This window comes from Aeromonas sp. 25-AL00135 (assembly GCF_054052385.1).
Genome location: NZ_JBSTYQ010000009.1, coordinates 169,149 through 180,984, shown reverse-complemented (window position 1 = coordinate 180,984; position 11,836 = coordinate 169,149). Strand labels below are relative to the sequence as shown.

The 11,836-nt window shown below is 54.9% G+C and carries 13 protein-coding genes and 2 tRNA genes; all 15 read right to left on the bottom strand.

What is annotated here, in order from left to right; genetic code table 11:
• Window positions 1-11: 11 nt before the first annotated feature.
• The 15 genes from ACW5XC_RS10800 to ruvA all read right to left on the bottom strand — a co-directional run bounded on the left by ACW5XC_RS10800 (window position 12) and on the right by ruvA (window position 11,804).
• A tRNA-Val gene (locus ACW5XC_RS10800) sits at window positions 12-87 on the bottom strand.
• A 31-nt stretch (window positions 88-118) separates the two neighbouring features.
• A tRNA-Lys gene (locus ACW5XC_RS10795) sits at window positions 119-194 on the bottom strand.
• Between the two features lie 174 nt (window positions 195-368).
• Window positions 369-1,172, bottom strand: coding sequence for a tol-pal system protein YbgF (gene ybgF, locus ACW5XC_RS10790; RefSeq protein WP_042052426.1), 804 nt, complete (start codon window positions 1,170-1,172; stop codon window positions 369-371).
• Between the two features lie 158 nt (window positions 1,173-1,330).
• Window positions 1,331-1,855 carry a peptidoglycan-associated lipoprotein Pal gene (pal, locus tag ACW5XC_RS10785; protein WP_005313284.1) on the bottom strand — a complete coding sequence of 175 codons (525 nt, stop codon included), beginning with the start codon at window positions 1,853-1,855 and terminating at the stop codon, window positions 1,331-1,333.
• Between the two features lie 49 nt (window positions 1,856-1,904).
• Window positions 1,905-3,230 carry a Tol-Pal system beta propeller repeat protein TolB gene (gene tolB, locus ACW5XC_RS10780; RefSeq protein ID WP_005335728.1) on the bottom strand — a complete coding sequence of 442 codons (1,326 nt, stop codon included), beginning with the start codon at window positions 3,228-3,230 and terminating at the stop codon, window positions 1,905-1,907.
• 95 nt (window positions 3,231-3,325) lie between these two features.
• The gene (gene tolA, locus ACW5XC_RS10775; RefSeq protein WP_013723471.1) at window positions 3,326-4,459 is read right to left on the bottom strand and encodes a cell envelope integrity protein TolA; all 1,134 of its coding nucleotides are present in this window, start codon (window positions 4,457-4,459) and stop codon (window positions 3,326-3,328) included.
• A gap of 5 nt (window positions 4,460-4,464) precedes the next feature.
• Window positions 4,465-4,911, bottom strand: coding sequence for a protein TolR (gene tolR, locus ACW5XC_RS10770; protein WP_005354757.1), 447 nt, complete (start codon window positions 4,909-4,911; stop codon window positions 4,465-4,467).
• Window positions 4,911-5,600 carry a protein TolQ gene (gene tolQ, locus ACW5XC_RS10765; protein ID WP_005335735.1) on the bottom strand — a complete coding sequence of 230 codons (690 nt, stop codon included), beginning with the start codon at window positions 5,598-5,600 and terminating at the stop codon, window positions 4,911-4,913. The genes tolR and tolQ overlap by 1 nt, the downstream gene beginning before the upstream one ends.
• Window positions 5,590-5,997 carry a tol-pal system-associated acyl-CoA thioesterase gene (ybgC, locus tag ACW5XC_RS10760; RefSeq protein ID WP_005335737.1) on the bottom strand — a complete coding sequence of 136 codons (408 nt, stop codon included), beginning with the start codon at window positions 5,995-5,997 and terminating at the stop codon, window positions 5,590-5,592. Before ybgC ends, tolQ begins: the two co-directional genes overlap by 11 nt.
• A gap of 105 nt (window positions 5,998-6,102) precedes the next feature.
• Window positions 6,103-6,414: a cyd operon YbgE family protein gene (locus tag ACW5XC_RS10755; protein WP_041202810.1), complete on the bottom strand. Its 312-nt coding sequence runs from the start codon at window positions 6,412-6,414 to the stop codon at window positions 6,103-6,105.
• A complete protein-coding gene (gene cydX, locus ACW5XC_RS10750; protein ID WP_005304933.1) occupies window positions 6,401-6,517 on the bottom strand; it encodes a cytochrome bd-I oxidase subunit CydX in 117 nt (38 codons plus the stop codon). Before cydX ends, ACW5XC_RS10755 begins: the two co-directional genes overlap by 14 nt.
• A 14-nt stretch (window positions 6,518-6,531) precedes the next feature.
• Window positions 6,532-7,668, bottom strand: coding sequence for a cytochrome d ubiquinol oxidase subunit II (gene cydB / locus ACW5XC_RS10745; protein WP_005335741.1), 1,137 nt, complete (start codon window positions 7,666-7,668; stop codon window positions 6,532-6,534).
• An 11-nt stretch (window positions 7,669-7,679) separates the two neighbouring features.
• A complete protein-coding gene (locus ACW5XC_RS10740) occupies window positions 7,680-9,236 on the bottom strand; it encodes a cytochrome ubiquinol oxidase subunit I (protein ID WP_005335743.1) in 1,557 nt (518 codons plus the stop codon).
• 934 nt (window positions 9,237-10,170) lie between these two features.
• On the bottom strand, window positions 10,171-11,181 hold the full coding sequence (gene ruvB / locus ACW5XC_RS10735) for a Holliday junction branch migration DNA helicase RuvB (RefSeq protein ID WP_042052427.1): 1,011 nt from the start codon (window positions 11,179-11,181) through the stop codon (window positions 10,171-10,173).
• An 8-nt stretch (window positions 11,182-11,189) separates the two neighbouring features.
• Window positions 11,190-11,804: a Holliday junction branch migration protein RuvA gene (gene ruvA / locus ACW5XC_RS10730; RefSeq protein ID WP_005335746.1), complete on the bottom strand. Its 615-nt coding sequence runs from the start codon at window positions 11,802-11,804 to the stop codon at window positions 11,190-11,192.
• Between the last annotated feature and the right edge of the window lie 32 nt (window positions 11,805-11,836).

Here is an 11,836-nt window from a genome sequence, read left to right as displayed (position 1 = left end):
TTTTTACAAACTGGTGGTCGTTACTGGGATCGAACCAGTGACCCCCTCCTTGTAAGGGAGGTGCTCTCCCAGCTGAGCTAAACGACCTGGGAATTCTGTCTCCACCGAGTGGAGAAAATGGTGGGTCGTGCTGGATTCGAACCAGCGACCAATTGATTAAAAGTCAACTGCTCTACCGACTGAGCTAACGACCCTCACCACGACCAGTTCCGACTGCATTACTGCTTCGGCTCTGACGGCGGCCTATATTACGGATTTAAATTTCCGGTGCAACAGAAAATTCGTAATTTAAATCCGTTTGCTCACTGTGCGTACAAATGCAGGCTGTTTTTACAGTAGCGTTACGAAAACAGTGACATACAGCAATGTTACAGCTTGGCCAGACTCTGTTTGGCCAACTGGGCTGGCGAGGTGTTGGGATAGCCCTTGATCACCTGCTCATAGAAGGATTTGGCTTCCGCCTTCTTGCCATCCAGCTGCGCCAGCATACCCAGCTTCAGCAGCGCATCGGCTCGCTTGGGGGATTTGCTGTATTTGTTGGCCACGGTCGAAAACTGGGCCGAGGCTCCGGCTCTGTCACCCTTGTTGAACAGCAACTGGCCGAGCCAGTAGTGTGCATTGGGAACATAGCCCGAATTGGGGTACTGCTTGATGAAGCCCTGGAAAGCCGGAATGGCTTTGTCGTAGTTCTTCTCTTTGAGCACCATGTTGACCGCTGCGTCGTAGGCCTGATTCTCATCCTGATTGGTTGAGTAATTGGCCGCAGCAGCCGGTGTAGCGGCAGCAGCAGGGGCCGCGGCGGCCGGTGCAGCCTGCTGGCTGCTGGCAACCTTGTCGAGCTCCTGATAGAGCTGACGCTGGCGCTCTTGCGACTGTTCCATCTGGTAGGTCTGCTGCTCCAGCTGACCACGCAGCTCGGAAACCTCCCCTTGCAGGGAGTCGACCTGTTGCTGCAATTCAGCTTGCAGTCGCAGACGGGCATTGAGGGTGCGCTCCAGCAGGGCAACCCGATCTTCCAGGCTACCGGTGGGCACGATGGCGCCGTTGTTGCCACTAAGGACAACGCCACCACCCGAGTCACCGCCCAGATCGCTGACCGGTGCTGCAGCTTGCGCATTCAGAGCAACCATTACGGCCAGCGCAACGACAGCTTGCTTGTACACAGATTTCATTCGGATCAAACCTTAGCGTTTAGTACAGATAAAACGGCCAGCGCCATCGTCGCTCGCATATGCAGATTTCATTCGGATCAAACCTTGGCGTTTAGTGCAAATAAAACGGCCATCGAAATGGCCGCTTGCATATAAACGAACTTCGTTCGGTTTAAACCTTAGTAAACCAGAACCGCGCGGCGGTTTTTGGCAAAGGCATCCTCGGTGTGGGACAGATCCAGCGGCTTCTCTTCGCCATAGCTGACGATGGAGAGCTGCTCGGCCTGCACACCCAGGGTTTGCAGATACTTGGCAACAGCCTTGGCACGACGCTCGCCCAGGGCGATGTTGTACTCCGGAGTACCGCGCTCATCGGCGTGACCTTCGATCAGGACTTTCACGCTCGGGCGCTCGCGCAGGTAGCTGGCGTGGGCATCCAGCAGATCAGCGTACTGACCCTGGATATCGTAACCGTCGAACGGGAAGTAGATCACGTTGTCACGCTGCAGTGCTTCGAACTTCTGACGCATCTGCTCTTCCGGGGACAACATGCCGTTGGCGCCGCCGGTTTGTACACCGCCCATGCCGTCGGTCATACCTGATTCAGCGCCAGCGGCGTCGGAATCAGAAGAAGAACTACAAGCGGCCAGGGTGAACAGTGGCAGTGCGATGGCCAAACCCTTGAGCAGTTTATTGAGTTGCATGCTATTTCCTTAAACCTTTATAACAAAACAAAAAACAATTGGATTTTTATCAATTCAAGAAGGGCGACCAAGCTGGTGCACGAATTTCACCGCTACTGGTCGGAAGCACAGCCTTGAAGCGACCATCAGTCGACACCAACGCGAGACTCTTACGACCCTGATAGATGGTGGCATAAATGATCATGCTGCCATTGGGAGCCACACTTGGCGACTCATCCAGAGCGCTCTGGGTAAGGACCAACAGGGCATTGTTTTCCATGTCCTGACGGGCAATACGATACTGTCCCTGAACACGGGTCACCATCACCATGATTTTGCCATCAGGAGTGATGGATGCACCCTGGTTGGATTCACCTTCCCAAGTCATCCGGCGAGTCATACCAGTCGCCAAATTTACGCTATAAATCTGGGGTTTGCCACCACGTTCAGAGGTGAACAACAAATTTTGCCCATCCGGCATCCAGGAGGGTTCAGTGTCGATCACACGGCTGGTTGTGACGCGGGTCAGCTGCTTGCTAGCGACATCAACCACATAGAGGTTCGGTGAACCATCTTTGGATAGAACGATAGCCAGACGACGACCATCCGGAGACCACTCCGGCGCCCCGTTGATACCACGGAAACTGGTGATCAGGCTGCGCTGCTGGGTGTAGATATCCTGCACGTAGATTTCGGACTTCTGGTTCTCGAAGCTCACGTAAGCCAGCTTGCTGCCATCCGGTGACCAGGCCGGAGACATCAAGGGCTCGCGGGAGCGCAGCAGGGTCTTCTCGTTGTAACCGTCGTAGTCAGAAATACGCAGCTGATACGGGAACTGGGTACCCTGCTGGACGGAGACATAAGCCAGACGGGTCAGGAAGGCACCGCGCTCGCCAGTCAGACGCTCATAGACGATGTCGGAGATACGGTGGGCAAACTGGCGCATCTGGGCACCCGGGATGGTCGCCATGCGGCTATCCAGGATGTAACCGTTGCTCTCGCCACCTTGTGCCTTGGCCAGCTGGCCTTTCAGCACATCGACCAGCTCGAAGTTCACCTTGTAGGTGCCGTCACCGACTGCCGAAATGGAACCCACCACCACGGCTTCAACCCCTTGGGAGGCCCAGGGAGCGAAGTTGATCTCGCTGCTGCTGCTCGGGGTCTGCGGCATCTGGCCACGGGCCAGCGGCTTGAACTTGCCACTGCGCATCAGGTCGTTGGAGACCACTTCCGCGATGTCCTGCGGCAACTGTCCGTTGCCTTCCCACTTGAAGGGGGCGACAGCGATGGGGCGTGCGCTATCAATACCGCCGGTGATGACGATGTCCAGGGCCGCCTGGGCACTCTGGCCCAGCAACAAACAGCCAACCAAAGCAAAAAATACTTTTCTGATCATGGCTTAAATACTCGGTTCCAATATAGATGAGAGGTTAAATTCCTTTCTCGGCGAGAGATTGCCAACCGGAGGCAAGCAACCTCGTTTTATCACGCTTAGATACTCGGTTCTAACTTCAGGTTAAATTCCTTCAACATCTCGAATGCCGCAGGATCCTTGGGCACTGGCAGTTGATTGGCTTTCAGAACAGCCGCCTTACCGGAACGACAGACCGCCGGGTCACCCTGGCCGTTATCTACCGATATGACAAAGCCACTGCTCGCAAGACGTACGCCGATAGTACATGTTTTGCCCCGCATGGTGGGATCCAAAATCATATACCGCTCAACAGTGGCCTTGATAAGCGCCGCATATTTGTCGACTTCGCCCTGGGCTGCTGCCGATGCCGCCTGACTGCGGGCATTGGCCTCAGCCGACAGCTGCTGCTGCATCATCTCTTCCATCTCTTTTTGCAGCTTGGCCTGCTCGGCGGCTTTACGCTTGCGCTCAGCCGCGATCTTGGCCTGCTTTTCGGCCTCTGCCTTGGCTTTCTTCTCTGCGTCAGCTTTTGCCTTTTTCTCAGCCTCTTCCTTGGCCTTCTTCTCGGCCTCGGCTTTGGCTTTTTTCTCTGCTTCTGCCTTGGCTTTCTTCTCGGCTTCGGCTTTGGCCTTCTTGTCAGCTTCCGCTTTCTTGGCCTTGGCTTCTGCCGCCTTTGCCTTCTCTTCGGCCTCTTTCTTCTCTTGTTCCTTTTTCTTCTTCAGCGCCAACGCCTTGCTCTCGGCTTCCGCCGCTTTACGCTCGGCTTCGGCCTTCTTGGCCTTCTGTTCTTCCAGCTTGCGGGCTTCCTCGGCTTTTTGGGCCTTCTCTTCCGCCTGCTTCTGCTCGGCAACCTTCTTCTGCTTTTCGGCCTCGGCCTTGCGAGTCGCCTCTTCGGCCTGCTTGCGCTTGGTCTCGGCGATGCGAAGCTGCTCCTGTTTCTGAGCCAGCTCGCGCTTGGCGAGATCCGTGTCTTCCTTATCCTTCTCTTTCTCTACCTTTTGAGGCTTGGGCTGAGATTTCTGCTGCTGGATCTGCTTGGCCTGTTCGTTGAGGAAGTTCTCATCGAGCATGACGGCATTGACGATCTGCCCCTTCGATTCGGGTCGTTTCGGTTTGCTGAAATCGAGCCCGACAAACAGGATGATGCCGATGATCAGGTGCAGCAGAAACGACGCGATGAGATAACCGGAAATACCACGCTTCACATCCATCTCCGTTAGTTCACCGGATCTGTCATCAGGCCAACCTGAGGCACACCCGCTTTCTTGAGGGCCACCATCAACAGGATCACCTCTTCGTAGCGCACGGCCTTGTCACCCGCGACCACCACGGGGGCATTCTGGTTGATCGCCAGATAGCCCATGGCTTTTTCGGTGATGTATTGCTGCATCGCCTCTGGAGTGCCGCTTGGCACCGGCTCGTCATCGGCTTCGCCAGCCTTGATGACATACTCGCCTTCGGTATTGACGCTGACGATGAAGGGCGGCTTGGCATCTTCCGGCAACTGCTCGGACTCAGCCTGTGGCAGATCCACCTTGACCCCTTGCGTGATCACCGGCGTGACCGCCATAAAGATGATAAGCAGCACCAGCATGACGTCGATATAGGGAACCACGTTGATCTCGGCCACCTTCTTGCGCCGGATCCGCTGATAGGTTTGCATTACTGATCACCCTGCTGCTGTGCAATTTGACGGTTCAGAATGGTAGTGAACTCGTCCATGAAGTTGGCGTAGGCGTTCTCCAGCCGCTCGACCTTGTTGGAGAAGCGGTTGTAGAAGATAACCGCCGGGATAGCGGCAAACAGACCCATGGCGGTAGCGATCAGCGCTTCCGCGATACCCGGTGCCACCATCTGCAAGGTAGCCTGCTGCACCTGACCCAGGGCGATAAAGGCGTTCATGATCCCCCATACGGTACCAAACAGACCGATATAGGGGCTGATGGAGCCGATGGTCGCCAGCACCGGCAAGTTGGATTCCAGATCATCCACCGCGCGGGAGAGGGAGACGCGCATGGCGCGGTAGGTACCATCCATCACCGCATCCTGACCACGGGCACCGGCCTTGAGCAAGCGGGCATACTCCTTGAAGCCGGAGTAGAAGATATCTTCCATGCCTTCGATATCATCGCGGCGGGAAGAGGACTCCTGATAGAGGCGATTGAGATCGACCCCTGACCAGAAGCGATCTTCAAACTGTTCCGATGCGAGATTGGCCGCCTTGATCGCCTTTGAACGCTGGATAATCAGCGCCCACGAGACAATAGACATGCTCATCAGGGTCATCATGACCAGTTTTACCAACAGGCTGGCTTGCCAAAACAGGCCAATAAACGAAATTTCAGCGTGCACTTAACAGCACTCCCTTGATTTTTTCAGGTATAGCTACAGGTTTCATTTGCGGATGACTGACACAGGCTATCTGTACCATGGCCTGGGTGATCAGTCGTCCATCAGCCGCCAGGATCTGCTGCGAAAAGCGCAGGGATGCGCGTTTCACTTCAATCACTTGCGTTAATACATTCAATAGTTCATTAAAACGGGCCGCCGAGCGGAAATCGATCTCAGTTCGGCTCACCACGAAGGCATATCCCTCCTGCAGCCAGACGTCCTGTTCGACCCCTTTGGCACGAAGAAACTCGGTGCGAGCACGTTCCATAAACTTGAGATAATTGGCGTTGTAGACGATGCCCCCGGCGTCGGTGTCTTCGTAGTAGACACGCACCGGAAACTCAAAGACTTCCCCCATAACAATCTGTGATCCATTCGACAGTCAGATGGGGGGCTATCATAGCGCAGGGCTGAATAGGAAAGAAGCAGGGGGAGACAGGGAAATCCTGCCTCCCCCCGTTTTTTATGAAAGGAAATATGAATGTGTCAGCCAGAGGCCATACAACAAACTGGGCCAGGCGAGCCAGGGGTTGAATAGCACACGTCCGGGCAGACTTTTCAGATGAAAGCCAAGTCCGTTAAGTACGCCACAACAGACGGCCCACATCAGCCAGGGAGCAAGCCAGAGACCATGCTCGCTGGTGTTGGCCGCGATCAGATTGGGGGCCTGTAAAATAGCGACGGCCAACAAGGCCGCCGCGAGTAACATCAACCCCTGCCACGGCTGCCGCTCCAATGGAGCGGCCAGCCTGGCGAGTCGATCACTTGTTTTCATCGATCTGACGATCCATGTTCTCGGTGTGTTCCAGCCACAGCGCATTGATGATGCCAAATGCACAGGCCAGCAACAGTCCCAGGATCCAGGTGAAATACCACATTGTCAGCGCACCTCTTAATAGAGAGATTGTTGGTTATCTTCGATGTGCTTGTTGGTTACCCGGCCAAACATCTTGATGTAAGTCCAGATGGTGTAACCCAGCACAATCGGTACGAAGATCGCTGCAGCCACAGTCATCACCTGCAAGGTGTTGAAAGAGGCGGTAGCATCCCACATGGTCAGGCTCAGTGACGGCTCAAGGCTTGAGGGCATCACGAACGGGAACATGGAGAAACCGGCAGTGAGGATGACCCCGGCAATCGCCAGCGAGGAGCTGGTAAACGCCAGCCAGCCGATGTTCATGCGGGCAAACAGCGCAGTCAGCAGGCTCATGGCCAGGCCCAGTACAGGGGCAGCCACCATCCACGGATAGAGGGTGTAGTTGTTCATCCAGGCACCAGCCTGCAGGACAACTTCCTTGTTCATCGGGTTGGATACCGCGTCAGTCGCGGCAGCCTTGACGATGACATACCCTTCCATACCGCTTACCCACCAACCCGCGGCAGCAAACAGCACCAGGGTCAGCAGTGAGCAGATCATGGCGGCAGTGCGGGAACGTGCCAGCACTTCACCGTCGGTCTTCATCATCAACCAGGTTGCGCCCTGGGTGAGCAGCATGAACAGGCTCACCAGACCAGCCAGAATGCCGAACGGGTTAAGCAGGCCGAAGAAGTTGCCGTGATAGGTCAACATCATGAACTGGTTAAACTCGAACGGAACGCCTTGCAGCAGGTTGCCAAAGGCCACACCAAAGACGATGGGCGGTACGGCGCTACCGGCGAACAAGGCCCAGTCCCAGTTGCTGCGCCATTTGGCATCAGCACGCAGGGAGCGGTACTTGAAACCGACCGGACGCAGGAACAGCGCCATCAAGGTCAGGATCATGGCGATGTAGAAGCCGGAGAAGGTCGCGGCATACACCATCGGCCAGGCGGCGAACAAGGCACCACCGGCAGTGACCAGCCAAACCTGGTTACCTTCCCAGTGCGGCCCCATGGTGTTGAGCATCACGCGGCGCTCGACATCTTTCTTGCCAACGAACGGGAGCAGTGCGCCTACCCCCATGTCGAAGCCGTCAGTGATGGCAAAACCGATCAGCAGTACGCCGACCAGAGCCCACCAGATGACACGCAGAGTTTCGTAATCAAACATGGTCGCTCTCCTTATGCCTTGATCTGTTCAAAGTGATACTTGCCAGTCTTCAGGCTGCTGGGGCCAAGACGGGCATACTTGAACATCAGGTACATCTCGATAACCAGAAGTACGGTATAGAACAGGCAGATACCGATCAGAGAGAACCAGATCTCGGCTGCAGGCAAATTGGATGCAGAGAGGGAAGTCGGCAACACCTCTGCAATGGTCCACGGTTGGCGACCATATTCAGCCACAAACCAGCCAGCTTCAATAGCGATCCACGGCAGCGGGATACCCCACAGCAGACCCTTGAGCAGCCACTTGCGCTTGCCGATCTGGTGACGGGCACTGTCATAGAAGGCCATACCAATCAGCACCAGCATCAGCATGCCGACGGCAACCATGATGCGGAAGGCGAAGAACAGCGGCAGAACCTGCGGGATGGAGTCATCCACTGCGGCCTTGATCTGCTCGTCGGTAGCATCGGTCACGTTGCTGGTGTAGCGCTTGAGCAGCAGACCGTAGCCCAGATCCTGCTTCACTTCGTCGAAGCGAGCGCGGGTCTCGTCAGACTTGTCACCGGATTGCAGCTTGGTCAGCAGGTCGTAAGCGGTCATACCGTTACGAACGCGCAGTTCGTGCTCGCTCTTCAGATCCTTCAGACCGGTTACCTGACCGTCCAGAGAACGGGTCGCGATAATGCCCAGTGCATAGGGGATCTTGATGGCGTAGTCGGTGCGCATCTCTTCCTGATTCGGAATACCGAACAGGGTAAAGGCGGCCGGAGCAGGTTCAGTTTCCCACTCGGCTTCGATAGCGGCCAATTTCACCTTCTGCACTTCACCGGTCTCGTAACCGGATTCGTCACCGAGGATCAGCACGGACACGATGGAAGCCATACCGAACGCGGCGGCAATGGCGAAGGAGCGACGGGCAAACGCCACATCACGATTCTTCAGCAGGTAGTAGGAGGAGATACCCAGCACAAACATGGCGCCACAGGTATAGCCAGCCGCCACAGTGTGGACGAACTTGACCTGAGCAACCGGGTTGAGCACCACGTCAGCGAAGCTCATCATCTCCATCCGCATGGATTCGAAGTTGAACTCGGCACCGACCGGGTTCTGCATCCAGCCGTTGGCGACCAGGATCCAGAGGGCTGAAAGGTTGGTACCCAGCGCCATCAACCAGGTGGCAGCCAGATGCTGATGCTTGCTCAGACGATCCCAACCAAAGAAGAACATACCGACGAAGGTGGACTCCAGGAAGAAGGCCATCAGCCCTTCGATAGCCAGCGGGGCCCCGAAGATATCGCCGACATAATGGGAGTAGTAAGCCCAGTTCGTCCCGAACTGGAACTCCATGGCCAGACCTGTGGTGACCCCCAAGGCAAAGTTGATACCAAACAACTTACCCCAGAATTTGGTCATGTCCCGGTAGATGGTGTTGTTGGTCATCACATAGACGGATTCCATGATCGCCAGGAGAAAGGCCATTCCCAGCGTCAGGGGTACAAACAAAAAGTGATAAAGGGCCGTCGCAGCGAACTGGAACCGCGATAGGTCTACCACATGCTCAGCAATCATGATGTTTCCTCACCGATTATTGGCACGGCTATTTTAAGTTTTAAGCACAAAGCTTCCGTTGGAGGTTATCGAATGAGCCTTATTGGGACGTGTCACAACAAAACGCGTTCAGTAACCACTGGCATTAACAACAAGGCAATACGAGAACACAAATAAAGCTAATGTTTAACAATTCCAAAACAATCAGCCTGAATTTATTCTCGCCCATGATGACCGGGTTTTTATATCACCTTTATTTGATTGAAATCAATGTAAAAGGACCCGCCATACATGGCTTTGAAAGGCATTTTTAATCTATTTCACGATTATTGACGCGAGCCAGATCACAAAACACGATAAAGCGTAAAACATTGATTTAAATCAATTTAAGAATTTAACATCCCGCCACTCGGTTTAATTTGAAAAGCGTGAATGACGCGCCTTTTTCCATGTTATCCGAGTCAGGCAATCTGATTCGAAAACTCAATTTAAAATTGCAAAGAATGCATACTCATGCGAACCAATTTCATCAACAAAGACATTAGATAAACTAATTTGAAGAGTGCAATTTTTCTTGTTTGCCGGGGTCGATTCGAACTCCTACAATGCGCCTCGCAGTGAGGGCATACCCTTGGATACAGGCCGGTTAATCCGGGTTCACGGTACGTATTCGACGATCAATTTGAACCTGTCTATTGGAATCGAAGATGAAAAAGTTTGTTGCTAAAACCATCCGTTACTACAAGCTTTCCTTTGTTCAGCTCTATCAACTGAACCGACTCTGAGAGCTCGCGACGGCTCACCTGTTTATTTTCCGGTCTGTGTCCAGACGCACTCACTGTCTGTGAACATCCATCCTGAATTGTCTTTGCCCACCGCATCCGCCGTGGGCTTTTTTTTGCCCGGATAATAAAAAACCGCCTTTGACGGCGGTTTCATGTTCAAACGACTGTTTTTACTTCTCATCTGGTCGCTGAAGACCGAAATGAGCGTAGGCTCGTGTGGTCGCAATCCGTCCTCTGGGTGTACGTTGCAGATACCCTTGCTGGATCAGATAAGGCTCCAGCACATCTTCGATAGTATCTTTCTCTTCCCCGATCGCGGCGGCCAGATTATCGAGACCCACAGGGCCCCCCATAAACTTGTCTATCACAGCCAACAATAACTTGCGGTCCATGAAGTCAAAACCTTCGTTATCGACATCCAGCATGTCCATGGCGCGGGCGGCAATGGGGCCGTCGATCCGGCCATCGGATTTCACCTGGGCAAAGTCGCGCACCCGCCTTAACAAACGGTTAGCAATCCGCGGCGTGCCGCGAGAGCGACGGGCGACCTCAATGGCTCCATCTTCCGTCATGTCTAGCCCCAGACAACGGGCACTGCGGGAGACGATATCGGTCAGGTCCTTGACGTTGTAGAACTCCAGCCGCTGGACGATACCGAAGCGATCCCGCAGCGGGCTGGTCAGTGAACCTGCCCGAGTGGTGGCGCCAATCAGGGTGAAGGGAGGCAGATCCAGCTTGATGGAACGAGCCGCTGGCCCCTCCCCGATCATAATGTCGAGCTGGTAATCCTCCATCGCCGGATATAGCACCTCTTCCACCACCGGGCTGAGACGGTGTATCTCATCGATGAACAGCACATCGTTCGGTTCGAGGTTGGTGAGCAGCGCCGCCAGATCCCCTGCTTTCTCCAGTACCGGGCCGGAGGTGGTCTTGATATTGACCCCCATCTCGTTGGCGACGATGTTGGCGAGGGTAGTCTTGCCCAGACCCGGCGGGCCGAAGATCAGCAGGTGATCGAGCGCTTCACCCCGCTGACGGGCCGCTTCGATAAAGATCTCCATCTGCTCGCAGACGGTATCCTGACCGGTGTAATCAGCTAGCTTCTTGGGGCGGATAGCCCGGTCAATAATGTCATCCTCACGGGCGGCATTGGCCGAGATGAGGCGGTCTGCTTCAATCATCAACTACCTCATACCAGGCTACGCAGGGATTCACGGATGATATCTTCCACCGACATCCCCTCTTTGGCGATCTTGCTGACAATCTGACTCGCCTGCTGCGGCTTGTAACCTAGGGCCACCAGCGCACTGGCCGCCTCCTCGGTCACATCCGGTGCCCGCAATTCGGGCTCACTGGCTGGCAAGGTGACCATGGCCGGGGAGAAGAGGTCGTGACTGACCCACCCCTTGAGGCGATCCTTCATCTCCACCACCAGCCGCTCGGCGGTCTTCTTGCCGACTCCCGGCAGTTTGACCAAAGAGCTTATCTCTTCACGTTCGACACTCAGCACAAACTGGGTAGCTGTCATGCCGGAAAGAATCGCCAGCGCCAGCTTGGGGCCGACTCCGTTGGTCTTGATCAGCTCGCGGAACAGTGCCCGCTCCTGTTTGTGGTTGAAACCATAGAGCAACTGGGCATCTTCCCGCACCACGAAGTGAGTATGGATGGTCGCTTCCTTGCCGATCTCCGGCAAATCATAGAAGCAGCTCATCGGCATCTGTACCTCATAGCCAACCCCGCCCACTTCCAGTAGGACCTCGGGGGGCTGCTTTTCAATGACAATGCCTCTCAAGCGACCAATCACGGCTCTCTCCTCACCAATACAACTATTCGTAA